Origin of the sequence: Nisaea nitritireducens (assembly GCF_014904795.1) — a bacterium.
Lineage (GTDB): Bacteria > Pseudomonadota > Alphaproteobacteria > Thalassobaculales > Thalassobaculaceae > Nisaea > Nisaea nitritireducens.
On sequence record NZ_JACZFS010000037.1, the window covers coordinates 1 to 25,446 of the forward strand.

26 protein-coding genes are annotated in these 25,446 nt (G+C 60.6%); 9 read left to right on the top strand and 17 right to left on the bottom strand.

Annotated elements, in window-relative coordinates:
- Positions 1-828, top strand: an 828-nt coding sequence (locus tag IG629_RS13120; protein ID WP_193172397.1) for a penicillin-binding protein activator, incomplete at its 5' end; no start/stop codon positions are given.
- A 16-nt stretch (positions 829-844) separates the two neighbouring features.
- Here the strand turns inward: IG629_RS13120 and hemW are convergent.
- Genes hemW through rph form a run of 3 tightly spaced genes read right to left on the bottom strand, consistent with a single transcriptional unit; the run spans position 845 to position 3,431 of the window.
- Entirely contained in the window at positions 845-2,041 is a 1,197-nt protein-coding gene (hemW, locus tag IG629_RS13125) for a radical SAM family heme chaperone HemW (RefSeq protein WP_193172398.1), read from the bottom strand.
- Positions 2,042-2,048: 7 nt separating this feature from the next.
- Positions 2,049-2,696: an RdgB/HAM1 family non-canonical purine NTP pyrophosphatase gene (gene rdgB, locus IG629_RS13130; RefSeq protein WP_193172399.1), complete on the bottom strand. Its 648-nt coding sequence runs from the start codon at positions 2,694-2,696 to the stop codon at positions 2,049-2,051.
- A 3-nt stretch (positions 2,697-2,699) separates the two neighbouring features.
- Positions 2,700-3,431 (bottom strand): ribonuclease PH, encoded by a 732-nt coding sequence (rph, locus tag IG629_RS13135; RefSeq protein WP_193172400.1) that lies wholly within the window; start codon positions 3,429-3,431, stop codon positions 2,700-2,702.
- Between the two features lie 220 nt (positions 3,432-3,651).
- Between rph and hrcA the strand changes: the two genes are divergently transcribed.
- Together hrcA and grpE are read left to right on the top strand one after the other, a co-directional pair.
- Positions 3,652-4,698 carry a heat-inducible transcriptional repressor HrcA gene (hrcA, locus tag IG629_RS13140; protein WP_193172415.1) on the top strand — a complete coding sequence of 349 codons (1,047 nt, stop codon included), beginning with the start codon at positions 3,652-3,654 and terminating at the stop codon, positions 4,696-4,698.
- 119 nt (positions 4,699-4,817) lie between these two features.
- Entirely contained in the window at positions 4,818-5,441 is a 624-nt protein-coding gene (grpE, locus tag IG629_RS13145) for a nucleotide exchange factor GrpE (protein WP_193172401.1), read from the top strand.
- Positions 5,442-5,456: 15 nt separating this feature from the next.
- Here grpE and IG629_RS13150 read toward each other — a convergent pair whose 3' ends face one another.
- Positions 5,457-6,344: a DUF1848 domain-containing protein gene (locus IG629_RS13150; RefSeq protein ID WP_193172402.1), complete on the bottom strand. Its 888-nt coding sequence runs from the start codon at positions 6,342-6,344 to the stop codon at positions 5,457-5,459.
- A 179-nt stretch (positions 6,345-6,523) separates the two neighbouring features.
- On the opposite strand from IG629_RS13150, the gene dnaK reads away from it, so the two are divergent.
- Both dnaK and dnaJ read left to right on the top strand, forming a co-directional pair.
- Positions 6,524-8,473 carry a molecular chaperone DnaK gene (gene dnaK, locus IG629_RS13155; protein WP_193172403.1) on the top strand — a complete coding sequence of 650 codons (1,950 nt, stop codon included), beginning with the start codon at positions 6,524-6,526 and terminating at the stop codon, positions 8,471-8,473.
- A gap of 125 nt (positions 8,474-8,598) precedes the next feature.
- Entirely contained in the window at positions 8,599-9,717 is a 1,119-nt protein-coding gene (gene dnaJ, locus IG629_RS13160; RefSeq protein ID WP_193172404.1) for a molecular chaperone DnaJ, read from the top strand.
- Positions 9,718-10,239: 522 nt separating this feature from the next.
- Here the strand turns inward: dnaJ and IG629_RS13165 are convergent.
- Positions 10,240-10,776 (bottom strand): PadR family transcriptional regulator, encoded by a 537-nt coding sequence (locus IG629_RS13165; RefSeq protein WP_193172405.1) that lies wholly within the window; start codon positions 10,774-10,776, stop codon positions 10,240-10,242.
- Between the two features lie 146 nt (positions 10,777-10,922).
- Between IG629_RS13165 and dapB the strand changes: the two genes are divergently transcribed.
- Entirely contained in the window at positions 10,923-11,729 is an 807-nt protein-coding gene (gene dapB / locus IG629_RS13170) for a 4-hydroxy-tetrahydrodipicolinate reductase (RefSeq protein ID WP_193172406.1), read from the top strand.
- 12 nt (positions 11,730-11,741) lie between these two features.
- Here the strand turns inward: dapB and IG629_RS13175 are convergent, their stop codons facing one another.
- On the bottom strand, positions 11,742-12,239 hold the full coding sequence (locus IG629_RS13175; RefSeq protein ID WP_319025081.1) for a DUF2244 domain-containing protein: 498 nt from the start codon (positions 12,237-12,239) through the stop codon (positions 11,742-11,744).
- 143 nt (positions 12,240-12,382) lie between these two features.
- Between IG629_RS13175 and nth the strand changes: the two genes are divergently transcribed.
- Positions 12,383-13,024: an endonuclease III gene (gene nth / locus IG629_RS13180; protein WP_193172417.1), complete on the top strand. Its 642-nt coding sequence runs from the start codon at positions 12,383-12,385 to the stop codon at positions 13,022-13,024.
- Between the two features lie 6 nt (positions 13,025-13,030).
- Here nth and IG629_RS13185 read toward each other — a convergent pair whose 3' ends face one another.
- The 3 genes from IG629_RS13185 to IG629_RS13195 all read right to left on the bottom strand — a co-directional run bounded on the left by IG629_RS13185 (position 13,031) and on the right by IG629_RS13195 (position 14,910).
- Positions 13,031-13,513 (bottom strand): hypothetical protein, encoded by a 483-nt coding sequence (locus IG629_RS13185; RefSeq protein ID WP_193172407.1) that lies wholly within the window; start codon positions 13,511-13,513, stop codon positions 13,031-13,033.
- 24 nt (positions 13,514-13,537) lie between these two features.
- Positions 13,538-13,984 (bottom strand): bactofilin family protein, encoded by a 447-nt coding sequence (locus IG629_RS13190; protein ID WP_193172408.1) that lies wholly within the window; start codon positions 13,982-13,984, stop codon positions 13,538-13,540.
- 257 nt (positions 13,985-14,241) lie between these two features.
- Positions 14,242-14,910 (bottom strand): EI24 domain-containing protein, encoded by a 669-nt coding sequence (locus tag IG629_RS13195; RefSeq protein WP_193172409.1) that lies wholly within the window; start codon positions 14,908-14,910, stop codon positions 14,242-14,244.
- A 230-nt stretch (positions 14,911-15,140) separates the two neighbouring features.
- Between IG629_RS13195 and IG629_RS13200 the strand changes: the two genes are divergently transcribed.
- Together IG629_RS13200 and IG629_RS13205 are read left to right on the top strand one after the other, a co-directional pair.
- A complete protein-coding gene (locus IG629_RS13200; protein ID WP_193172410.1) occupies positions 15,141-16,133 on the top strand; it encodes an adenosine kinase in 993 nt (330 codons plus the stop codon).
- Complete coding sequence (locus IG629_RS13205) at positions 16,126-17,463, top strand: AmpG family muropeptide MFS transporter (protein WP_226886681.1); 1,338 nt, start codon at positions 16,126-16,128, stop codon at positions 17,461-17,463. The genes IG629_RS13200 and IG629_RS13205 overlap by 8 nt, the downstream gene beginning before the upstream one ends.
- Before the next feature lie 6 nt (positions 17,464-17,469).
- Here the strand turns inward: IG629_RS13205 and phoB are convergent, their stop codons facing one another.
- The 8 genes from phoB to IG629_RS22665 all read right to left on the bottom strand — a co-directional run.
- Complete coding sequence (gene phoB, locus IG629_RS13210) at positions 17,470-18,168, bottom strand: phosphate regulon transcriptional regulator PhoB (RefSeq protein WP_404923901.1); 699 nt, start codon at positions 18,166-18,168, stop codon at positions 17,470-17,472.
- A 35-nt stretch (positions 18,169-18,203) separates the two neighbouring features.
- Positions 18,204-18,917 (bottom strand): phosphate signaling complex protein PhoU, encoded by a 714-nt coding sequence (phoU, locus tag IG629_RS13215; protein WP_193172412.1) that lies wholly within the window; start codon positions 18,915-18,917, stop codon positions 18,204-18,206.
- Between the two features lie 23 nt (positions 18,918-18,940).
- Positions 18,941-19,687, bottom strand: coding sequence for a phosphate ABC transporter ATP-binding protein PstB (gene pstB / locus IG629_RS13220; RefSeq protein WP_226886685.1), 747 nt, complete (start codon positions 19,685-19,687; stop codon positions 18,941-18,943).
- Between the two features lie 88 nt (positions 19,688-19,775).
- Positions 19,776-21,074 (bottom strand): phosphate ABC transporter permease PstA, encoded by a 1,299-nt coding sequence (pstA, locus tag IG629_RS13225; protein ID WP_226886686.1) that lies wholly within the window; start codon positions 21,072-21,074, stop codon positions 19,776-19,778.
- A gap of 7 nt (positions 21,075-21,081) precedes the next feature.
- Positions 21,082-22,464: a phosphate ABC transporter permease subunit PstC gene (gene pstC, locus IG629_RS13230; protein ID WP_028466262.1), complete on the bottom strand. Its 1,383-nt coding sequence runs from the start codon at positions 22,462-22,464 to the stop codon at positions 21,082-21,084.
- Positions 22,465-22,602: 138 nt separating this feature from the next.
- The gene (locus IG629_RS13235) at positions 22,603-23,643 is read right to left on the bottom strand and encodes a PstS family phosphate ABC transporter substrate-binding protein (RefSeq protein WP_319025082.1); all 1,041 of its coding nucleotides are present in this window, start codon (positions 23,641-23,643) and stop codon (positions 22,603-22,605) included.
- A gap of 120 nt (positions 23,644-23,763) precedes the next feature.
- Complete coding sequence (locus tag IG629_RS13240) at positions 23,764-25,260, bottom strand: ATP-binding protein (RefSeq protein WP_193172414.1); 1,497 nt, start codon at positions 25,258-25,260, stop codon at positions 23,764-23,766.
- A partial coding sequence (locus IG629_RS22665; protein WP_226886682.1) for a hypothetical protein occupies positions 25,217-25,446 on the bottom strand: 230 nt, incomplete at its 5' end. The genes IG629_RS13240 and IG629_RS22665, both read right to left, overlap by 44 nt.

Sequence of the window (25,446 nt, forward strand, 5' to 3'; positions counted from 1 at the left end):
GTTCACCTGATGGGCCTGATGCCGGAGCAGCAGATCGAACGGGTGATTCGCTTTGCCGTGCAGCGCGGGTACCGGCGGATCGGTTTGTTGCTGCCGCATGGCGGCTATGGCGATCTGGTGCTGGAAAGCGCCCGCGCGTCCGCCATTGCATCCGGGGCCGAGATCACCCGGATTGCCTATTACGATGCGCTGGCCAGCGATTTCACCGAGACCGCCCGGTCCTTTGCCGAATATGACAGCCGGCGGGAATCCCTGAAGATCCAGAAGGATGAGCTGGCAGGCCGGACCGACGAGATTTCCCGGCAGACCCTCGCCCGTCTGGAGGCGATGGATACGCTTGGCGATCCGCCCTATGACGCAATCCTGATCCCGGAAGGCGGCAATGTGTTGCGCACGATCGCACCGCTGCTCGCTTTCTACGATGTCGACACGAGGCGGGTGAAGCTGCTTGGCACGGCGCAATGGGAAGATCCGAGCCTCGGCACGGAGCCCAGCCTGGTTGGCGGCTGGTTCGCTGCTCCTCCGTCTCTCTACCGCGAGAATTTTGCGGTGCGCTATGAGGCTGCCTTTGGCAAGCGCCCGTCCGGACTTGCTGCTCTTGCCTATGATTCAATTGCGTTGACCGTCTCACTGCAGCGCGGCGAGGCTGGCGCGAACTTCGGTGGCGCAGCCCTGATGTCGAAAGGCGGTTTTGTCGCGCTCAATGGTCTGTTCCGCTTTGTCGAGGATGGTACAAATCAGCGTGGACTTACGGTCTTCGAGATCGGCGACAGGGCGCTTGATGTGGTCGACCCGGCGCCGGAGCAATTCACGGATCTGACGAACTAAGTGGCTGATATTAGGCTCAGGCCTCGTCTCCGAGCCGCTCGGTCAGCGCGGCGATAACCGCGTTCAGCCGCTGGCGCCCTTCCAGGGTTGCGGCAAGCCGGGTATGCGGCGGCTCTATGTAACCGGCCGCTTCCAGGTCGGAGAGCAGGCCGGTGCCGAACAGTGTTTCCAGATTGCAGCCGGCTTCCTGTTCCAGCCGGCCTTTCTCGACGCCGTCCCGCAACCTAAGGCCCATCATCAGCATTTCGGTCAGGCGTCCGGTCCGGCCGACAGTCTCTTCCTCTGCAATGCCGTGTCCTTGCTTGCCGACCCGGTCGAGCCAGATGGCCGGCGCCCGCACTGTTTGGATCGCTTTCGTAACAACCTGGTTGTCGGCACCGGCGATCCGTATTCGGGAATGCGCGCCGGGTCCGACGCCCGCATAGTCGTGATAGCGCCAATAGACCAGATTGTGCCGGGACTCATCCCCGCCGCGTGCGTGGTTGGAGATCTCGTAGGCCGGCATGCCTGCTTGCTCCAGGGCGTCCTGCGTCGCTTCGTAGAGCGCTGCCTGGGAGTCATCTTCCGGCAGTTTGATCTCGCCCTTTGCATGGCGGGCAAAGAATGGAGTCTCAGGCTCAATGGTCAGCTGGTAGAGGGAAATGTGATCGACGGCGAGATCCAGCGCTTCCTTCAGTTCCGCGCGCCACGCCGCCACTGTCTGCCCCGGCCGGGCATAGATCAGATCGAAGGACATACGCTCGAAAGTGTCCCGGGCGATGCCGATTGCCCGCCGTGCTTCCGCTGCATCATGCGTGCGGCCGAGGAACATCAGGTCCGTGTCGTTCAGCGCCTGGATGCCGAGGGAAACCCGGTTCACCCCGGCTTCCCGGAAAGCGGCGAACTTGCCTGCCTCAACGGATGTCGGGTTTGCTTCGAGGGTGATTTCGACCTGGTTGGTCCAGGGCCAGAGCCGCCGGATCTCCGAGATCACGGCATCCACCGTCTCGGGTTCCATCAGGGACGGGGTGCCACCGCCAAAAAAGATGCTGGAGACTGTGCGCTCCGGCGCCAGTGCCTTGAAATACCGCAGCTCTTGGGTCAGCGCCGTGCGCCAGCGCGCATGATCCACTTTCGTGGAAACATGGCTGTTGAAGTCGCAATAAGGGCATTTCGAGAGACAGAAGGGCCAATGCACATAGACCCCGAACGGCTCAGCTGCGGCGGAGCTCATGCCGTTTCTATCCGGCATTGTCCTCGGCACCGCTTGTCGCCTGATGAAGGCCGACCTGCTTCAGGAGCTTCTCGAAAGCAATGGCCCTATGGCTGACGGAATGCTTCCAGGCAGCGTCGACTTCACCAAACGATTGGTCGTGACCCGTGGGCACGAACATCGGGTCATAGCCGAACCCGTTATTGCCGCGTGGCGGCCAGACCAGATCGCCGTGAACCCGGCCTTCGACTGATTCCGTATGACCGTCCGGCCAGCAAATGGTCAGGGCACAGACAAAGGCGGCGGAGCGGTCAGTGTTCCCGGCAGCGGCCTGCTTCTGCAATGCGTCCTCGACCTTTTGCATGGCCATGGCGAAATCCTTCTCCGGGCCGGCCCAGCGGGCGGAATAGATCCCGGGATCGCCGCCCAGCGCAGTCACACTCAGGCCGGAATCGTCCGACAAGGCCGGCAGACCTGAGCCTTCGGCCGCGGCCCGGGCCTTCAGTTCCGCATTCTCGATATAAGTGGCGCCGGTTTCTTCCGGCTCCGGCAGACCGAGGTCCCCGGCTGACACCACTTCGATCCCAAGCGGGCCGATCAGAGCGCGGATTTCACGGAGCTTGCCCTGGTTGTGGCTGGCGATCACCAGTTTCTTTTCGGAGAAGGTGCGGCCCATAAATCAGCTCCTGATCGCGGCCTTCTGCAGGTCCACCAGCTCGCTGATGCCCTTGCGCGCAAGGCGCAGCATTTCCATGAACGGCTCGTCCTTGAAGGGTTCTTCTTCGGCGGTGGCCTGGATTTCGACGATGCCGGCCGTACCGGTCAGCACGAAATTAGCATCGGCTTCGGCGTTTGAATCTTCCGCGTAATCGAGATCCAGCACCGGCATGCCCTGGTAGATGCCGCAGGACACAGCCGCGACATGGTCGGTCAGCGGGATATCTTTGAGGGCGCCCAGCTTGACCAGTTTCTGCAACGCCAGATGAAGGGCGACGAAAGAGCCGGTGATCGCGGCGGTTCGGGTTCCGCCGTCGGCCTGCAGAACGTCGCAATCGACTTTGATCTGGCGCTCACCCATGGCCTTCAGATCGGTAACCGCGCGCAGCGAGCGTCCGATCAGGCGCTGGATTTCCTGGGTCCGGCCGCTCTGTTTGCCGCGTGCCGCTTCACGGTCGGTCCGTGTATGGGTGGAGCGGGGCAGCATGCCGTATTCGGCGGTCACCCAGCCGGAGCCGGAATTGCGCAGGAATGGAGGGACCCGATCGTCGACCGAGGCTGTGCAGAGCACGTGCGTATCGCCGAATTTGACGAGGCAGGACCCCTCGGCATATTTGGCAAAGCCCGGCTCAAGCGAGACCGCGCGCATATGGTCGGCGCTGCGCCCGGAAGGGCGTTTGGCTGTTCCGGTCATGACAATACTCCTGTTTTCCGGCCATTACGTGGCCCAGGCGGCGCTAGTCAGCACCAGCCATTGAATGTGTCTGTTTGAAAGCGCGCGCAACCTACTATCGGGTCCGGGATGCGTCCATGACTTTGCTTGGTTATCGGCTCGTGGCCGGGAAAGGGGCGGCCATGCATTCTGTTGCATTGACGGCTCCGGGGGTGCTGCCTAGATTTTACTCATGGAACATATGTCAGGCATTGGCGCACTCAACGCCCGTTCGCGGGAAATCCTGCAGCACATCGTCGATACCTATGTAGAGACCGGCGAGCCAATTGGCTCGCGCACGATTTCGCGGCGCATTGGCGACGTGCTGTCCCCGGCCACCATCCGCAACGTGATGGCGGATCTGGAGGAAGCGGGGTTGCTCTATGCGCCTCACACATCCGCTGGCCGCCTGCCGACCGACCGGGGCCTGCGCATCGTCGTCGACGGTCTTCTCGAAATCGGTGGCGACCTGACCGAGGGCGAGCGCGGCACGATTGACTCCATGCTCGGAGCCAGCGGTCGCGGTTATGACGAAGTGCTTGAGGAAGCGACCAGCGCGCTGGCGGGCCTGTCGGCCTGTGCGGGGCTGGTTATTTCGCCGAAGACAGATCCGTCTCTGCGCCATATCGAATTCGTGCCGCTGACGGCCGGCCGGGCACTTGTGGTTCTGGTGAACGAGCTTGGTCTGGTGGAAAACCGGGTCATCGAGCTGCCGCCGGAAGTCCCGGCCTCGGTTCTGGTCCAGGCGACGAATTTCCTGAATACCCGCTTTCATGGCGCCTCCATCGATCAGGCGCTCAAGGATATCAAGGCGGAGATGGAGCAGCGCCGAAGCGAGCTGGACGAGTTGACGGCGCGGGTGGTCGAGAATGGCCTCGCCCTGCTTGCGGGTGGTGGGCCTGATAGCGGGTCGCTGATCGTGCGCGGCCAGTCCAAGTTGCTTGACGATGTGAATGCGGTCGAGGATCTGGAACGGATCCGGTTGTTGTTCGATCAGCTTGAGCAGAAGCAAGGCATGCTGCGGCTGTTGCAGGCAACGGGCGATGCTGACGGGGTGCAAATTTTCATCGGCGCCGAGAACCAGCTGTTCGATCATACCGGCTGCTCGATGATCCTTTCGCCTTACCGGGATACGAAGAAACGGGTGGTCGGCGCCATCGGCGTGATCGGTCCGACCCGGATGAATTACGCCCGGATCATTCCCATGGTCGATTATACAGCCCGGCTGATCGGTCGCGTCATCGGTTGATTGCAAGGCCGAGCCGGGGTAAAGCAGGCTCTGCAGGCCCGGAATGATTGATTTCCCGTTCCGGCCGCCCACATTTGGGCCTGACTTTCAGGATCTACAGACGAGAAAGAGCCGGGATTATGGCCGAAGACGACAAGAAGACAGAGCAGCACGCCAATCAGGACGCGGAGCCGCTGGTCAATCCTGACGACGGCATCATCGACATGGACGCCCTGACAGGCGGCGATGCGCCGCAGGAAGCGGATGCTGATTCCGATGAGGACAGTGAGGCCCAGCAGCTGAAAGATCAGCTGATCCGGACGCTGGCCGAGCTTGAAAACACCCGCAAACGCGCCGAGCGCGATATTGCCCACGCGCGCAAGTTTGCCATTACGGACTTCGCACGGGACTTGCTCAGTGCTTCCGATAATCTCCGCCGCGCCGTTGAATCCGCGCCGGAAGATCGGGACGAGCTGGATATCACGCTGAAGAATCTGGTGATCGGCGTCGAGATGACCGAGAAGGAAATGCTCGGCGTGTTCGAGAAGCACGGCATCCGCAAGATTGATCCGATCGGCGAGAAGTTCGACTACAACCTTCATCAGGCGATGTTCGAGGTTCCGGACGCGAACAGTGAGCCGGGCACCGTGGTTCAGGTCATGCAGCCGGGTTACGTGCTGCAGGACCGCTTGCTGCGCGCGGCCATGGTCGGGGTCTCCAAAAATCCCGATGCACAAAAGGAAACAGTCGACACAACCGCCTGATTTCAGAACTGAGGCCTAGCCTGTCTTCGCCGGGAGCAAAGTCTCTCCGGCGGGGTCGTGGCGCTTCAAATTATCCTTCGCCCGCTGCCGGTTTCCAACGGCATAGCAATAGATGCAGCCATGCGGGCAACTGTCATAGCCCCCGATATCGCGGGATTCCGCACAGAGGCAGCCCGGGCGGTTGCCTTTCTGACGGGATTTGAACGGCTGTCCCGCGATATCCGCCAGACGTTCAGCGTCGATGCATCTTGCGGGTTTCAGACCATCGGCGAGCAGATCCGGCTGAGAGCAGAGTGTCGCTGTCATGCCGGCGTCGGCCGCAAGTGCGGCAAGATCGCGCAACAATGCGGTCTTCTCGTCCTCTGCCGGGTCCCACCATGTGAAGCCTGCGCGCCGGGCGCTTTCATCCGTGTTCCGGCGGGTCTTGCGATAAATATGTGCGGCCGAGAGCGTTACCTCGTCGACAGACCCGCGCAGTGTGGCGGCCAGCGTTGCGAAATTCTCGCGGTGAAAATCTGCAGGCGTGAGGCTGGACCAGAACACCGGATCGTAGCGCCAGACCACAGAGCGTGGTCCGAACCGGTCCGCCAGCTTTCGGATATCGTCGAGTGCGGCAGCTGCAGGCGGGACGCTGGTTTCAAGCGCGGTGGGATAGCCCGTCACAGTGTATTGCACCACGAAAGGCACTCCGTCCCCGGCAAGCCGCTCGAAAACATCGTGGGCAGGCCGGGCATTCCGGGTCCAGAACACGAACCCGTCGACATCCTGTCCCGTCAGGGCGACACGCGACGCTTTGCCGCCATAGGGGTTGGGGACGACTGCATATCCGGCATCGAGCCGGGCCCGCAGCCAGTCGCTGTAGAAGGCCGGTATATCGGTCCGGTAGCTTGCTGAAATGATCATCAGGGCGTCGATTCTCGAGAAATGACGGGTTTCATCCACATTCCGATGCGAAATCCTATTCCACTTGGTTGCAGCGCGGCCACACCCCGCCTATATAGCGGGTTGCCTAAACACACCAATCGGGAACGGATGCGGCGCTTTCATAAGGCCGCCGGCGTTTGCTGAAGGATGAGGAAAACATGAGCAAAGTAATCGGTATCGACCTCGGGACCACGAACTCCTGTATCGCGTTCATGGACGGTAAGGACGCGAAAGTCATTGAAAACGCCGAAGGCGCGCGCACGACGCCGTCGATGGTTGCCTTCGCCGAAAGCGGCGAGCGGCTCGTCGGCCAGGCTGCGAAGCGACAGGCAGTGACCAACCCGGAAAACACCCTTTTCGCAATCAAGCGCCTGATTGGCCGCCGGTTTGACGACAAGGATTCCAAACGTTTCAACGATCTTGTTCCCTACAAGGTCGTCGCTGGCGAGAACGGCGATGCCTGGGTCGAGGCGCGTGGCGAGAAGTACAGCCCGAGCCAGGCTTCCAGCTTCACCCTGCGCAAGCTGAAGGAAGACGCTGAAGCCTATCTCGGCGATACGGTGGACCAGGCCGTGATCACGGTGCCTGCCTACTTCAATGATGCCCAGCGTCAGGCAACCAAGGATGCCGGCAAGATCGCGGGCCTCGAAGTCCTGCGTATCATCAACGAGCCGACGGCAGCCGCGCTGGCCTATGGCCTCGACAAGAAGAACACCGGCATCATCGCGGTTTATGACCTCGGTGGCGGTACCTTTGACGTTTCCATCCTGGAAATCGGCGACGGCGTGTTCGAGGTGAAGTCGACCAACGGCGACACCTTCCTCGGCGGTGAAGACTTTGACCAGCGGGTCATCGATTATCTTGCCGACGAGTTCAAGAAAGAGAACGGCATTGACCTGCGTCAGGACAAGCTCGCGCTGCAGCGCCTGAAGGAAGCCGGCGAAAAGGCCAAGATCGAGCTCTCCAGCTCGATGCAGACAGAAATCAACCTGCCCTTCGTTACCGCGGATCAAAGCGGTCCGAAGCACCTGAACATCAAGCTGACCCGGGCCAAGCTCGAAGCGCTTGTGGACGATCTGGTGCAGCGTACGGTCGATCCCTGCAAGGCGGCCCTCAAGGATGCGGGCGTCAGCGCCGGCGAGATCGACGAAGTGATCCTGGTCGGTGGTATGACCCGGATGCCGAAGATCGCGGAAACGGTGAAGGACTTCTTCGGCCGTGAGCCGCACCGCGGCGTGAACCCGGACGAAGTCGTGGCGCTCGGCGCGGCGATCCAGGCCGGCGTCCTGAAGGGCGACGTTAAGGACGTCCTCCTGCTCGACGTCACCCCGCTGTCGCTCGGTATCGAAACTTTGGGCGGTGTCTTCACCCGACTGATCGATCGCAACACGACGATCCCGACGAAGAAGAGCCAGACCTTCTCTACTGCGGAAGATAACCAGACTGCGGTCACCATCCGGGTGTTCCAGGGTGAGCGCGAGATGGCGGCGGACAACAAGGTCCTCGGCCAGTTCGATCTGGTCGGCATCCCTGGCGCTCCGCGCGGGATACCGCAGATCGAGGTCACCTTCGACATCGATGCCAACGGTATCGTCAACGTGTCCGCCAAGGACAAGGCAACCGGCAAGGAGCAGCAGATCCGCATCCAGGCCTCCGGTGGTCTGACCGATGACGATATCGAGCGGATGGTTCAGGAAGCGGAAGCCAATTCCGAAAGCGACAAGGCCCGGCGCGAAAGTGTCGAGGTGAAGAACCAGGCCGACAGCGCGATCCACGGCACGGAGAAAATGCTCGCCGATCATGGCGACAAGATCTCCGAAGAAGACCGCCGCGAGATCGACGAGCACATGGCTGCTTTGAAGACAGCTATGGAAGGCGACGACGCGGCCGATATCAAAGCCAAGATGGATGCACTCCAGCAGGCTTCGATGAAGCTCGGCGAGGCGATGTACAAGGCCTCGCAGGAAGCCGGTCCCGATGCAGCTGCCGCAGGCGGCGACGCCGGTGACAGCGCTGGTGGCGATGATGGTTCTGCGGCGAGCGACGATGTCGTCGACGCGGACTTCGAAGAAGTCGACGATCAGAACCGCGACAACAAGTCCGCCTGATCCCAACGGTCCGGGCGGAGGAGCCGATGATACACCGGCATCCTTCGCCCGTTTCCGGCCAGGAAAGGCAGACGGCTGATAATTTTGCCGGGCTGCCGACACCGTTGCGGGGACGATGACGCGCTATGGCTAAAAGAGACTATTACGAGGTTCTGGGGGTCGAACGCGGCGCTTCGGATGCGGAAATGAAATCCGTGTACCGCAAGCTGGCGATGCAGTATCACCCGGACAGAAATCCCGATAATCCCGAAGCCGAAGCCAAGTTCAAGGAATTGAACGAGGCCTATGATGTCCTGAAGGACGAGCAGAAGCGGGCAGCTTATGACCGCTTCGGGCACGATGCCTTCGAAGGCGGCATGGGTGGCGGCGGCGGTGGCGGTGCCGGGTTCGGTGGCTTCGCCGATATCTTCGACGAGATGTTCGGAGATTTCATGGGCGGCCGTCGCGGCGGCGCCCGTCGCGGCTCGGATCTGCGCTACAATATGGCCATCAGCCTTGAAGAGGCCTTCAAGGGTAAACAGACCGAGATCCATATACCCAGCTCCGTCCAGTGCGATGAGTGCAATGGTTCTGGTGCGGAGAAAGGCAGCGAGCCTGTCACCTGCACGACCTGTCACGGTCACGGCAAGGTGCGGGCCCAGCAGGGCTTCTTCACCATCGAGCGGACCTGCCCCCATTGCGGCGGTAACGGCACGCGGATCGAAAAGCCGTGCAAGAGCTGTGGCGGCAATGGCCGAACCCAGAAGGAAAAGACCCTGTCGGTCAATATTCCGGCGGGGGTCGAGGACGGCACGCGTATTCGCCTGAGCGGAGAGGGCGAGGCCGGTCCGCGTGGCACGGCGCCAGGTGACCTCTATCTGTTCCTCGCAATCGCCGATCATCCGATCTTTCAGCGCGAGGGAGCGGATATCTATTGCCGGGTTCCATTGCCGATGACTACGGCTGCACTTGGCGGTCAGATCGAGGTTCCGACAATTGAAGGGGGCCGTGCCCGCATCACTGTCGGTGCCGGAACGCAGAGCGGCAAACAATTCAGGCTCAAGGGCAAGGGCATGTCCGTGCTCCGCAGCCCGGCCCGGGGCGATCAGTATGTCGAAGTGATCGTCGAAACTCCGGTCAATCTGGATAAGCGCCAGAAGGAGCTTCTCGAGGAATTTGCCGCCGGGCAGAACGAGAAGACCAGCCCGCAATCAGCCGGCTTTTTTGATCGGGTGAAAGAGCTCTGGGACGATCTCAGGGACTGACTTTGCCTTCACAAGAGCACTTCGAGCGATAGAGCGCCGGTCCGTTGGGCCGGCGTTTTTCGTAGGGGCGCTCTCTGAAACGACAGTCTGCCATGCTCTGGAGATGTGAAAGGCAGTGCGGTGTCGCCTGTAGGACGTGTCGCGGTCACGGCAAGGTACCGGCCCGGCAGCTGTTCTTCACCACCGAGCGGACTCCGCAGCCCGGCCCGGGGCGATCAATATGTCGACGTGATCGTCGAAACCCCGGTCAATCTCGATACGTGCCAGCGCGAGATTTTCGAGGAATGTGCTACCGGGCAGAACAAGAAGACCAGCCTGCGATCTGCCGGCACTTCTCGCTGAGTCATGGGGCTCTGGGACGATCTTAGGGACTGACTTTGCCTTCACAAGAGCACTTCGGGCGATACAGCGCCGGTCCATTGGGTCGGCATTTTTCGTAGGGCCACTCTCTAAAACGGTAGTCTGACATACTCTAGAAGATGAGCAGATACCATCGGTAATGCCGGTATTGTTTTCTTCTAACTATTTGTTATATCTGGATTCTATGTCGATCGCTGTCGCGATGGCACGACCCTCGTGGCGAAGGAACTCCAGCCCGGCACGACGCACTGCCAATGCGTAGCGTACCGTGAAGCGCTCTGTGTTGGACATGGATTGTAGGGGTAAGGCCAGAAGTGCCCGGATCTCTTTGTTGAGGATCCCAGCCCTCTCTTCGATGAGCCGTGCGGCCTCTTCCGGACCGGCACTTTCAGAGAAATAGACAGCAGCCAGGAAATCGGATCTGAGTCGCTCGTCTGCCCCCGCCTCCTGCACCTTCTGACGTAATATAGTACGCCCGAGGTCGGTGATTGCGAAAGTGCGACTGTCGAGGGACCCATTTGCCGATCCTGTCTCGGTAATGGCGCCGCGCGCCTTCAGCTTGCTCAATGCGGGGTAGAGACTACCGGTGCTGACTGACTGGAAGTGGGCAAAATCGCTATTGATCCGGCGACGGACCTGATAGCCATTCGCAGGGCTCTTCGACAAAGCGCCAAGGATAATATCACTGATTTCAAACATAATTTCAGTTCGATATATCAGTGTGAATATCAAAAAGCGAGCCTCAAATTGCGTTGAGACCGGCGGGAGAACAAGCGGGCTCGACAGGTGCGGGAAAGCAGGCTAGGACCATCAGGAGCAGTGGCAGACCATTCAGGAGAGCGTCGATGGGCACGACAAAGATTGGAATCATGGGGGCCGCAGGCTTTATGGGCCGGATGATTGCCAAACAGGTCCATGAACACCCGAAAGCGGCGATCTCCGGCGGGACGGTTCTTCAGGGTAGTGCTGAAGAAGGCATTGAAATTGCAGAGCTTTGTCAACTACACGGCGAGACTGTCAAAACCGTCTCGGACCCGCGCTCAGTCATTTCTGCATCTGATGTTGTGATCGATTTCACGCTTCCCGAGGTAACGGTCGCGCATGCCCGGATCGCTGCGGAATGCGGCACGGCGTTTGTCGCGGGCACCACCGGTCTGACACCGGAGCAGGAGGCCGACCTCGCCGAGGCTGCTAAAACCATTCCGCTGGTCTATGCGCCGAACATGAGCCTTGGGGTCAACCTGCTGTTCGACCTGGTGAATAAGGTCGCGGCCGCTCTGGACGATAGTTACGATATCGAAATAGTAGAGATGCATCACAAGCGGAAGATCGATGCCCCATCGGGGACTGCGCTCGGCCTTGGCAAAGCGGCGGCGGCCGGCCGGGGCGTTTCGCTCGACGAGAAAGGTGTGTTGTCACGAGAAGGCATCACGGGCGCACGTGAGGAGGGCCAGATTGGCTTTGCCACCCTGCGTGGTGGCGACGTGGTTGGAGAGCACACGGTGATCTTTGCCGGCCCTAACGAGCGGATAGAGCTGACGCACAAGGCGACAAGCCGGGATATCTTCGCTGCCGGCGCTGTGCGCGCGGGTATCTGGGCCGCTGGACGCAAACCCGGGTTCTATTCCATGAAGGACGTGCTCGGGATCTGACGCTCAGGTGCCTCAGGCGGAGCGGACTTTTGCCAGCGCGCTGGTAAGAGTGTCCGCAAAATCCTGCTTTTCCGGAGGGGAGAGGAAGGCGCCTATCTCAAAGGCTTGTCCGTGGCTGCGCAACATCAGCCGGTCCGGCCCCGTGCGCTCTTCCTCGACGCGGACATTCAACCAGTATGGCTGAAGCTGTTTCTGCATAACCTGATGTCCGCGGACGAAACGCTCGATCGTCAGTGCGGTGCGGGTGAGCCGGACAACTTCATATCGTCTCGCGTCGCGGTAACTCAGCCGGAATGCAACATAGATCAGCAACACGTCGAGCCCGAAAAATCCGACGACGGGCCAGGCCCCGGCGATCCAGAACACAGTTCCAAGAGCAATGCTGCAGCCGGAGATGGCACCCATCAGAATGAGAAAACCGGTGGGTGACAGGCTGCGATGCGGATAGAGAACAGCATCGAAGAGCGCGTCGTCAGGGGCAGTACCGTTTCTGTTCTCTGCTGTTGTCACTGCCGGTCGTCCGGACTGTTGCGTCGTGATTCATCAAGGCTCTACCCTGTGATGGGCGCAGGGCAAAGGCAACCTGAAAACAGGACCGTCCGGAAGCAAGCGCCCGGACGCAAGCGAGAGAGTGCAGTGTTATGACTAAACGGATGACGAATGCGGCGGTGGACGCCTTTTTCCAGCGTCTGAGCGATCGCGAGCCGGAGCCGAAAGGCGAGCTCAATTACGTCAATCCCTATACATTGCTGGTTGCCGTTGTGCTCTCCGCGCAAGCGACCGATATCGGCGTGAACAAGGCGACGGGGCCGTTATTCAAGGTCGCCGATACGCCGGAGAAGATGGTCGCGCTGGGCCTTGAGCAGGTGCGCGATTACATCAAGACCATCGGCCTGTTCAATTCAAAGGCCAAGAACGTCATCGCGCTTTCGGAAATCCTGATCCGGGAGCATGGCAGCATCGTGCCGCAGGATCGGGAGGAGCTCGAGAAATTGCCGGGTGTTGGCCGGAAAACCGCGAATGTCGTGCTCAACATGGCTTTCGGTCAGCCGACCATCGCCGTCGATACGCACCTCTTCCGCGTCGCAAACCGCACCGGCATGGCAGCCGGGAAGACACCGCTTGCGGTGGAGCTCGCGCTGGAGAAGCGCATTCCGGCGAAATGGATGCTCCATGCGCATCACTGGCTGATCCTGCACGGGCGTTATATCTGCAAGGCGCGCAAGCCGGTTTGCCCGGTTTGCCCGGTCTCGGATCTGTGTAATTTCAAGGATAAGACGCTGGAGCCTGCCTGAGCCGGCTCAACTCTGTGCCGCGCGTGAGACGCCGCGCTGCAGCAGGTTGACGAAGCAATCGTCCCGCACAATTTCGACGTCGCGCCGGGGCCGGAACTCGTAATAGGTGACCGCAAGATCGCGTCCGAGTTCATAGAGAAACAGATCCAGGACACAGGCGTCCGTGCGGTATTGCCAAACCACGGCGGACATATCGCGCCGGATGAAGGCGGGTTTTCCAAGGATGCTCGAAAGGTCGTGCTGCCCGAGATCGAGCAGCCTGCTCGGATCGCGCTCTTCGTCACTGAAATCCGGTGCGCGGGGGCTGTCCGGCACGGCCAGGCTGGCGACCGAAGCGGAGTCTTCCGCCTCGGCCCGTTGTGTGACAGCCGCCACGGATTTTTCGGCAGAAATAGGCTGCTGAACGCGCCCGGTGCTTGCCGTTTTCTGAACGGCTCCACCGCAACCCGACAGGCTGACGACGATCAGGAGAAGGAGAAAAGAACGCACCGGTCTCAACCTGTTCCCACCAACCTATTCCGGCGTCTTCACAGGCTCGTCTTTGAAAATGGAGATATCGCCGTCGATCTGGCCGCCGAGTTCGACTTCGAGTTGGCCGAACCGTACAGACCCGGTGACCCGACCGGTGCTCCGTATCTGCAGGACTCCCCGTACCACCAGAGTGCCTTCAAAGCGGCCTCCGATGACAGCTTCGTCTATCACCACCTTGCCCTTGAAATGGCCGGATTCTGTGACTTCGAGATGGCGGCTGTTTTCCAGTGTCGCATCGACGGTGCCTTCGACAACAAGGCTGTCGCAGGCCGTGATCTCACCCGTCAGGGAGATCTCGGGGCCGACTGTGAGTTTCTTGCTCTCGGAGCGCGGGGCTGCGCCACGCCGGCTCGGAGCACCCGGAAGATCGAGAGTCCGGCGCGGGATCTCCGGTACAAATCCCGATGAGGATGGCTTGCTCGGTTGCATTCTGGACTCCTCGTCCGGCTTTCTGGTTGTGACCTCATTGGAGACAGGCGCCGCCGGGTCCGTGCGCGCCTCCGGGGGAGATTTCCGGTCCTGGGATCCGGAGGTCTGCTGTTCGTCTGTCGCGCCGGTTCCGAATGACGGGCTCGTGCGCTCGGTGGTGTCCGTGCCGGATTTTTTACGCCGAAACATCAGATCGTCAACTCATATAATTGCAGAAGAGACCATGGCCATCGACCTTAATACTCAATGACTTATTATCATTTCTTCATGTCGTTCCGCAAGCGTTCGAAACGATGTAGCATAAAAGCCGTCGCAATGACCGGTCCGGCGAAGTTCAGAACGGGGATGGTCATGACCGCGGCAATCAACACGCCGCTCACAAAAACCGAGCCTGCCTTGCGCTTCCGCAACTCCTTGGCCTCGGCTGGTGTAAGCCGCCGCATGGCGACCATTTCGAAGAACTCCCGGCCCAGAAGATACCCGTTTGCCCCATAGAATACGACGAGGTTCAGTCCTGGCGCGAGCAGATATACGGGCAGAAGGACGATATTCACCAGAACCGTGATCCCGAGGAATTTCAGGCCCTCCAGAACCGTTTCGACAAAGGGCTGCGGCCGTGACGGGCCGAGGCCGGGATAATGCTTTGCTTCGACCGCATTGCAGACAGAGTCGAGGAACAGGCTGGAAATCGCATTCGACGCACCGGGGAAAAAGAGAATGCCGAGGACGATCACGATCAGACTGGCGACCCAGGCCGCGGCATCGTCCATCCATCCGCCAAAGAAAGAGAACCAGTCCAGGACATACCAGACGGCCGCGCCGAGCAGCAGGATGGCCGCGATCGAGCCAAGGACACTGACGATGATCGGGTTGCGAAGCCGGGGGTCCGTGAGCTGGCCGAGGGTGGCGGTTATCGATGAAAACATTGCGAACTCTTCTTTTTCCAGGTGCGGTCACCGGATCAGATGGGACCGGCGGCGGCACGGCCCAATGCTTTTGACGGAAAGAGCATAGGATTTCCGCACGCGCAAGACCGGTTGCGCAGTTCGGCGAGAGCAGACTTTCCTTGCTGTCCCTGCTCCAGTACCTTGTCGCCGCATTAAGCGGGCATCCGGTCCGCCATTATTCTTGTCCTGTTTCCGGGAGCCTGGTCCGCATGGTAACCAAACCCATTGATGTCACCTGTATCGGCAACGCGATCGTCGACGTTTTTTCCCAAGCCACAGACGATTTTCTGACCGAAAACGGCATCGAAAAGGGGGCTATGAACCTGATCGATGCCGAGCGCGCCGAGCTGCTCTACAGCAAGATGGGCCCTGGCATGGAAATGTCCGGAGGCTCCGCCGGAAACACGGCGGCAGGGCTCGCTTCTCTTGGCAGCAAGGCCGGTTATATCGGCAAGGTGCAGGACGATACGCTCGGCAAGGTCTTCCGGCATGACATCACGGCGGTTGGCGTGCGGTTCGAAACCGCGCCGACCCTGGACGGTCCTCCGACAGCGCGATCCCTTATCATGGTGACGGCAGACGCCCAGCGCAGCATGAACACCTTCCTCGGCGCTTGTGTGCAGCTCGGCCCGGACGATGTCGAGCCGGACCTGATCGCGGACAGTCGCGTGGTGTATCTCGAGGGATATCTGTTCGATCCGCCGGAAGCGAAGAAAGCTTTCGTGAAGGCGGCCCGGACTGCGCATGAGGCCGAGGGTAAGGTTTCCCTCACCCTCTCCGATCCGTTCTGTGTCGACCGCCACCGCGATGCTTTCCTCGAGTTGGTCGATCACCATGTCGATATTCTGTTCGCCAACGAGGAAGAGCTGAAGTCGCTCTATCAGACAGCTGATTTCGACGAGGCGCTGCAGAAAGTCCGCGAGAATTGCGAGACGGCTGCGATTACACGGGGCGCAAAAGGTTCCGTCGTCCTGCATAAGTCGGAAGTCCATGTCCTCGACGCCGAGCCGGTGGCAAAAGTGGTGGACACGACAGGTGCGGGCGACCTTTACGCCGCCGGTTTCCTGCACGCCTATTGCCAGGGTCTGGAGCCGGCCGACTGGGGACGGGCAGGTGGCGTCGCGGCAGCGGAGATCATTTCGCACTATGGCGCCCGGCCGGAAGCCAATCTGAAAGACCTTCTGGCAGCCCGCCTTGGCTGAGACTTTGTCCAGCGCCCGGGGCTGGCTGATGGAGACGGCGGCGCTTTATCTGAGGCGCCGCGTCCTGGTGGTTCTGCTTCTCGGGTTTTCCAGCGGATTGCCGCTGCTTCTGTCCTTCTCCACGCTCAGCGCCTGGATGCGTGAGTCCGGTGTGGATCTGACCACCATCGGCCTGTTCGCTCTGGTCGGGACGCCCTACACGCTGAAATTCATCTGGGCGCCGGTGATGGACAGTCTGAAGGTGCCGATCCTCGGCCACCTGTTCGGACGCCGCCGGGGCTGGCTGATCTTCACCCAGCTCTGCCTGATGCTGTCTATTATCCTGCTTGGCGGCACCGACCCGCTGGCCAGTCCCGCACTGATGGCGTCGATGGCCGTTGCGGTGACTTTCTTTTCCGCCAGCCAGGACATCGTTGTCGACGCCTATCGGATCGAGACGCTTCCAGAGGAAGAACAGGGGGCGGGAGCGGCCGCTTACACCTTCGGGTATCGGATCGGCGTTCTTGCCGCCGGTGCCGGCGCGCTGTTCCTGGCGGACGCTGTCGGCTGGTTCATTGCCTATCTTGCGATGGCAGGCCTCATGCTGGTCGGTTTAGTCACTGTCCTCGCAAGCCCGGAGCCGAAGTCCGCCACAGAAGCCGAAGCTGCCGAGAGGCCCGAAACACAGCCAGGTCCCGATGCGGTTCTCGATTGGGTCAAGCGGGCGATAGTGGCGCCCTTCTCGGAGTTTCTGCTGCGCCGCGGGGCGCTGCTGATCCTTGCTTTCATCCTGTTTTACAAGCTCGGGGATGCCTTCCTCGGCACACTGACCAATCCGTTTTATATCGATCTCGGCTTCTCAAAGACCGAGATCGCACAGGTCACCAAGGTTTTCGGTCTGGTTGCTCTGCTGGCGGGATTGTTCGCGGGCGGCGCTCTGGTGAAGCAAATGGGGCTCTTGAAGGCGCTGCTGGTCTGCGGCGTGCTGCAGGCACTCTCGAACCTGGTATTCGTGGGACAGGCCGTGGCGGGGCATGATCTCTGGATGCTGACGGCGACGATCGGGGTGGAGAACTTCACCGGCGGCATGGGAACGGCCGCCTTTGTCGCCTATCTCTCAAGCCTGACGAACATCGCTTTCACGGCGACGCAGTTCGCCCTGCTCTCGTCCTTCATGGCCTTCGGGCGCACCATCCTCAGCTCCGGCGGCGGATGGGTGACGGATCATATCGGTTGGATCGGGTTCTTCCTCGCCTCGACGGCGATCGCGGTGCCCGGTCTGATCCTGCTGCTGGTACTGATGCGGATGTTTCCGCCGGAACCCGTGTCCGGCGGAAAACAGGCGGGTTGAGCCCGGTCAGGCCGGTGTGGTTGACCGGTCGAGGGCGTATCCGGCAGAGCGGACCGTTCGGATCAGATCGGACTCGGCCTCGATATTGATGGCCTTGCGCAGACGGCGGATATGCACGTCGACGGTGCGCGGCTCGACATAGATGTCCGGGCCCCAGACCCGGTCCAGCAACTGCTCACGGGAGAACACGCGGCCCGGATGCTCCAGGAAATAGCGCAGCAACCGGAATTCGGTCGGGCCGAGATGGATCTCCCGGTTGTTCCGGCGCACCTTGTGGGACGCCAGATCCATTTCGAGATCTTCGAATTCCAGTGTTTCGGCGTCGCTTGCCGGCCGTGTCCGGCGCAGCACGGCGCGGATACGGGCGATCAGCTCGCTCGGACTGAAAGGCTTGGTGATGTAATCGTCCGCGCCCGCATTGAGGCCTCGGATCCGGTCACCTTCATCGCCGCGGGCTGTCAGCATGATTACCGGTATGCCTTTGGTCTCGGGCGTCCGGCGCAGTCTGCGGCAGACCTCGACACCGGAGAGAAGCGGCAACATCCAATCCAGCAGGATCAGATCGGGGCTTTTCTCCATCGCCAGCAGCATGGCTTCTTCGCCATCGCCGGCTTCCAGGACTTCGAATCCTTCCCGCTCAAGATTGTAGCGCAGCAGAGTGACGATGGGTGCTTCGTCCTCAACGATCAGGATTTTGGGATGCATCATGTTCATAGGACACTAACTCTCGATATGAACGCTCATTCGGGCATCGTCACGACATAGCTGGCATCCTCGCCTTTGGGGCGGTCAGCCTGCATTTTCGTGCCTTTGATCTGGAAATGCACGGTCTCGGCGATGTTGGTCGCGTGATCGCCCATGCGTTCCAAATTCTTCGCAATGAACAGGAGATGGGTGGATGCCGTGATGTTCCGCGGGTCCTCCATCATGTAGGTCAGAAGTTCGCGGAACAGGCTCGTGTACAGCTCGTCGATATCCTCGTCCCGGTGCCAGGCGGCAACCGCCAGTTCGAGATTGTCGTCCGTATAGGCGTCCAGCACGTCCTTGATCAGCGATTGAACAAGACCGCCGATACGGAGGATGCCATTGGCCGGTGGAATCTCCGGCAGGCTGCTCAGTACGATGGCCCGCTTGCCGATATTCGCGGCGTAATCGCCGATCCGCTCCAGGTCGCTGACGATCTTGAGGCTGGCCACGACTGTACGAAGATCGCCACCGAGCGGCTGGCGCAGGGCCAGAAGTCGGAGGCTCATGGCCTCGACTTCGGATTCCAGCTCATCAATCCGTCCGTCGGCCTCTCGCACCCGCTGGGCCAGGGTCTGGTCCCGCCTGTGCACTGCGCGGACGGCCGACTCGCATTGGCTTTCCACCAGACCGCCCATCTGGGCAATCTTGGCTTTCAGGGTTTCAAGATCTTCGTCGAAAGAGCTGACTATGTGGTCGTTTGCGCTCATTGCGGTAAAACTCGTGGCTCCTCTTACCCGAACCTGCCGGTGATGTAGCCCTGCGTGCGGGAGTCGTTCGGGTTTGTGAAAATCTGCTCGGTGTCGCCGACCTCTACCAGCTCGCCCAGATGGAAGAAGGCTGTACGCTGGGAAACGCGAGCGGCCTGCTGCATGGAGTGGGTGACGATGACGATGGTGTAGTTTTCGCGCAGCTCGTCGATCAGCTCTTCGATCTTCGCAGTGGCGATCGGGTCGAGGGCAGAGCAGGGCTCATCCATCAGGATCACTTCCGGGTTGACCGCGATTGCGCGGGCAATGCAGAGGCGCTGCTGCTGGCCGCCGGAAAGCCCGGTACCGGGCTCCAGCAGGCGGTCTTTTACTTCTCCGAAGAGGCCGGCCTTGGTCAGGCTGGTCTCGACGATCTCGTCGATGTCCGCTTTGCTCTGGGCTGTGCCGTGAATGCGCGGGCCGTAGGCGATGTTGTCGTAGATCGATTTCGGGAATGGGTTCGGCTTCTGGAACACCATGCCGACGCGGGCCCGGAGCTGCACCGGATCAAGCGTGGAGTCGTAGATATCTTCATCATCGAGGGTGATCTTGCCTTCGACGCGGCAGATGTCGATGACGTCGTTCATCCGGTTCAGGCAGCGCAGGAAGGTGGACTTGCCGCAGCCGGACGGTCCGATCAGCGCCGTGACTTCGTTCGGCTTGATGTCCAGGTCGACATCCATCAGGGCCTGCTTCTCACCGTAGAAGACCTTGACCTTGTCGCCCTTCATCTTTGGGGTCGCACTCGGGGGCGTCTCTTTCGAGGCCGGGGAGGCGTCGGACTTAGCCATCTTTTTTTTCTCGCTCATGGGGATACCTCTACCAGCGCCGTTCGAATTTTTTGCGGAGCATGACGGCCAGAATGTTCATGAAAATCAGGAATGCAAGCAGCACCATGATTGCGGCGGAGGTCCGCTCGACGAAGGCGCGCTCGGGGCTGTCCGCCCAGAGATAGATCTGCACCGGCAGCACGGTTGCCGGATCGGTAAAGCCGCCGGGAACGTCGACGATAAAGGCGATCATGCCGATCATCAGCAACGGTGCTGTTTCACCAAGAGCCTGAGCCATGCCGATAATGGTACCCGTCAGGATGCCCGGCATGGCCAGCGGCAGGACGTGATGGGTCACGACCTGCAGCGGCGAAGCGCCGAGCCCGAGTGCCGCTTCCCGGATCGACGGCGGCACCGCTTTCAGGGCGGAGCGGGCGGCGATGATGATGGTCGGCAGTGTCATCAGCGCCAGCACCATGCCGCCGACCAGCGGGGCGGAGCGCGGGAAGCCGAAGAAGTTCAGGAACATCGCGAGACCGAGCAGACCGAACACGATGGAGGGTACTGCCGCGAGGTTGTTGATGTTCACCTCGATCAGGTCGGTCCATTTGTTCTTCGGCGCGAATTCTTCTAGATAAATCGCAGCCATCACTCCGATCGGGAAGGACAGAAGCAGCGTGATAACCAGGGTCAGCAGTGAGCCTGTCACGGCGCCGAGAATACCCGCCTCTTCCGGCTCGCGGCTGTCCGCTTTCAGGAAGAAATCGGTATTGATGCGCGCTTCAATGTGATCGTTCGAGTCCAGCTTGTCGTACCAGACGAGTTCGGTGTCGGAGACCCGGCGGTTGCTTTCCTCAAGCGTGCGATCGACATATCCCTTGGTCAGCATGTCGATGTCATCGGATGCCTTTATCCAGAGATCGAGGCTTTGGCCGACCAGGGACGGATCATCAATCACCATGGTACGCAGATCGAAACCGGCGTTCGGCGAGACAAAGTTATACAGTTTGCGCTTGTCTCTGCGGCTGGTGACTTCGGGGAAGTTGTCGCGCAGGTTCTTCTTGACCATTCCGCCATAGTCCGCGGACGCGAGTTGGGCGACATCGCCCGTACCGGCCGGGTCCAGAAACTCCGCATCGAACGAAATGTTCAACTTGATATAGGTCTGCAGGAACGCGGTGTAGCCGGTTCCGGTAATGCTTCCCACCAGAAACACCAGTATCAGCCCAGCCGTCAGAATGCTGCCGAGCCCGTAGAGCCGGAACCGGCGCTCCGCGGCATAGCGCTTCTTGAGCCGTTCGCCGGTCAGTGTCGGCCGACGGATTTCGGTGCTCGGCTTCGAATTCATGATCGCGTCAGTCATATTTTTCCCGATATTTCCGGACCACCCGAAGGGCGACCACATTCAGACCGAGGGTGACGAAGAAAAGCACAAGACCAAGGGCAAAGGCCGCGAGCGTCTTGGCGGAGTCGAATTCCTGATCGCCGACCAAGAGGGTGACGATCTGCACCGTTACGGTGGTGACGGCTTCAAACGGGTTTGCCGTCAGGTTCGATGCAAGGCCGGCGGCCATCACCACGATCATGGTCTCGCCGATGGCGCGGGAGACGGCAAGCAGGAAGGCGCCGACAATGCCAGGAAGCGCGGCCGGAATGATCACGTGCCGGATGGTCTCGGACTTGGTGGCGCCGAGCCCGTAGGAGCCGTCGCGCAAGGATTGCGGGACCGAGTTGATGACGTCGTCGGAGAGCGAGGAGACGAAGGGAATGATCATGATGCCCATGACCAGACCGGCAGCGAGGGCGCTTTCCGAGGAAACGTCGAGCCCGACGCCTTCACCCCAGCCGCGGATCATCGGAGCCACGGTCAGGGCCGCGAAGAAGCCGTAGACCACGGTCGGAATACCAGCCAGCACTTCCAGCATCGGCTTGGCAATGCCCCGGAATTTGGGATTGGCATATTCCGCCATGTAGATTGCCGAGAGCAGACCGATCGGCCCGGCGACCAGCATTGCGATCAGGGTAATCAGCATGGTGCCGGCAAAGAGCGGCACCGCGCCAAAGCTGCCGGAGGCTCCGACCTGCTCGGCGCGGATTGCTGTCTGTGGGCTCCAGTGAATCCCGAAGAGAAAGTCGAAGAAGGGAACACGGGCAAAGAACCGGATGCTCTCGAAGATCAGCGACAGAACGATGCCGACGGTGGTCAGGATCGCGATCATGGAGCAGACGATGAGCAGAGCACGAATGATCTTCTCGACCGCGTTGCGCGCCCGGAAATTCCGGCTGATCTGGGAGCGAGCCCAGGCGAGGCCAAGCATCGCTATGCAGACGACGCCGACCACCATGGACCAGAAACCGATGGATTGCAGCGCCAGATACCGTTCGGTTGCGGCGACGATGGCCGGGCTGGCCTCCCGGCTGGTGGCATTGCCACTGGAGAGGTTCCGGATATCCGTCAGCATGAGGGAATATGCGTCCGCGTTTTGCGGCATGATCGACGGGTCGAGGCCCGACATCACCATGTGATCGACGATCTGCGGCTGGATGATCAGCCAGATCGCCAGCAGGAGGATCGCAGGCAAGCCGCAACCGAGCGCCACGAACATTCCGTAGTAGCTTGGCAGCGAGTGCAGGATACGGACATCGCCCGCTGCGGCAAAAACGGATCTTGCCCGGCCGACTGCGTAGCCGGCGACGGACAGTCCGATGACAACCAGAATAAGGAAAAAGCTGTTCATTGTGCCCCGCCGGCGGAGGTTGCTCGTGGCCGCGGCGGGAGGTGCCGGGCCGAATAAATGCTGTCTTTATGGACCCACGCTGCTGTGCGGGTCCATAAACACAGGGGAGAGGCGGCGGACCGCCTCTCCCGTGACCAATTACATGGTCAGGTTGGTCTTGTTGGCAGCAGCTGCGCGATACTTTTCGCGGTCTGCGCCCGGCAGCGGGATCAGGCCCTTGTCGGTCAGGTAACCTTCGTCGCCAATTGCCTTTTCGCTGGTGAACTCGGTCACATACTCCTGGATACCCGGAACCACGCCGACATGCGCGGACTTCACGTAGAAGTACAGGGAACGGGAGATGCCATAATCACCGGCGGCGATTTTTTCGAAGGTCGGCGAAACGCCGGCGACGTTGGCGCCTTTGATCTTGTCGCTGTTCTGATCAAGGAAGCTGAAGCCGAAGATACCCAGAGCGGACGGATTGGCCTGGAGCTTCTGAACGATCAGGTTGTCGTTCTCACCTGCTTCGATGAACTTGCCGTCTTCACGCATGGAGTCGGAGATCTTGCGGAAGCCCTTCTTGTCGGCCTTACGCATGTCGGCCAGCATCTTGAAAGACTTGGCGCCCGGGCGCATGGCCAGCTCGACGAAGGCGTCGCGGGTACCGGATGTCGGGGGCGGGCCGAGAACTTCGATCGCCTGATCCGGCAGGGACTTATCGATGTCGGACCATTTGCTGTACGGGTTCTTGACGATCTTGCCGTCAACCGGAACCTCGGCAGCGAGAGCCAGGAAGATCTGCTGTTTGGTCAGGTTGAGGGTGGCGCCGCTTTTCGCGTTGCCAATGACGATGCCGTCAAAGCCGATTTTCACTTCAACGATGTCGGCGACGCCGTTCTTGGCGCAGAGCTCGACTTCGGACTTCTTGATCCGGCGCGAAGCGTTAGTGATGTCGGGATGCTGGACGCCCACACCGGAGCAGAACAGCTTCAGGCCGCCACCGGAACCGGTGCTTTCGACAACCGGCGTCTTGAAGCCGCTGGTCTTGCCGAACGTTTCAGCAACGGTCGTGGAGAACGGGAAAACAGTCGAAGACCCGACGATGCGGATCTGGTCGCGGGCTTCAGCGGCCGCTGCAACAGCGATTACGCCGGCGAGAGCGAGCGGGATAGCCTTGATAATAGAGTTCCTAAGCACGATTTTGCCTCCGGGACAAAGGAGTGTGATCGATCAGGCCCGGCACATTGCAAGCCGGGTCGCCCCGTTACCTACGCCTGTCAGGAGTCCTAATTACTACGGATATGTGAACGTTTTGTTTCAGCCGGCGGCGAAAAGTTGCGATTTTGTGACAGCAGGTGCCTTGCACGGAATATAGACCGTGAAAGTGCTGCCTTCGCCGACCTTGCTGTCGATGGTCAGCGCGCCGCGGTGGCGGTTGATGATGTGCTTCACGATGGCCAGACCGAGGCCCGTTCCGCCCAACTCACGGGAGCGTGCCGTATCCACCCGGTAAAACCGCTCGGTAAGGCGCGGGATATGTTCTCTCGGGATCCCCTCGCCCTGGTCGGACACATTGATCGCAACCAGATGCTCAGCCTGCAGGCTGACCGACGCGGGCAGATCCCCCGCAACTTCGGCCCGGATGGTCACGAGGCTCTGGTCGCGGCCATATTTGATCGCGTTCTCCAGAAGGTTTTGCAGGACCTGGGAGATTTCATCGCTGTTGGCGATCAGGGCCGGAAGATCTGGATTGATATCGAGCGCGATGCGAATTCCCCGCCGTGCCGCGGTGAGTTCCGCGGCTGCGGTCAGATGCTCGGCCAGCGGCCGCAGCGCCACTTCTTCATTAGGAGCCGTGTGCTCCGCGGTCTCAATCCGGGAGAGTGACAGCAGGTCAGTGACCAGCCGGGTCATGCGGCTGGTCTGTTGCTCCATGATCTCAAGAAACCGCTCGTGCGCTTCCAGATCGTCCCGTGCCGGTCCGCGCAGGGTCTCGATGAAGCCGTGCAGGGTTGCCAGCGGTGTTCTTAACTCATGGCTGACATTGGCGACGAAATCGACACGCATGCTTTCGATCCGGCGGATCTCGGTCAGGTCCCGGAAAATTACCAGCGCAGAGCGTTGCTCGTCCTGTTCGTTGGGGAGGGCTTCGATCCGGACATTGAAAACCCGATGCACCGGGTCCGAGATGGAGATCTCGACCGTCCGGTGTCCGCCCTGGGCGAGCACCGCGTTGCCGGCCTCAAGCAAGGCAGGGTCGCGCGCCACATGGGAGAGCTCACGCCCCATGATACGGCCGCCAAAGCGGTCGCGGGCAGCCTTGTTCATACTTTGAACGCGGCCTTTGGCATTCAGGAAAATCAGCGGGTCCGGGATATTGTCGATGATCGAGACATGACGCTCGTTCAATGCCTGAAGCTGTGTGCGCCGGTCTGCTGTCGCCCGGAACAGGCGGGTCAGTGCGGCGGCGAGCTCGGACGTCTCCCCGATCCCTTCCGCGATATTGGACAGCACATCGCCGGTCTTCGAGGCGCGTTCGGGGGCGCTTGAACCGGCGCGGCGCTGGATATGGCGCTTGATGGCGTCCAGCAGACTGTAATGCCGGCGCACGATGCCCATTGCGATGATCAGTGCGACCATCCAGGCGCCTGCCGCATGCCAGGGCTCGACGGCATCGAGAGCGGTGATCGCGCCGAGTGCGATCGCGGCCGGCATCGAGACCACCAGGCCGCCACGGAACACATCCCACAGCGGCAAGGCCACGGGACTGTCATTCTTGGGTGCGGAATCCGTATCGATCGGCTGTTCGCTCATCTGTTTTTTGATCAATTGGCGGTTCTGGGCTGGCCGGCCAGCACTCTTGCGCATTGATCGCAATCTCTAGTGCCTGCCGTATGACAGTTTCTATCATACGGGTCAGAAAACACGGACCCCAGTCTAAAATAGGCTGAAAAAGGTAAAAATAGAGGCCTTTCGCGCCGATTATGGCGCGAAAGGCGG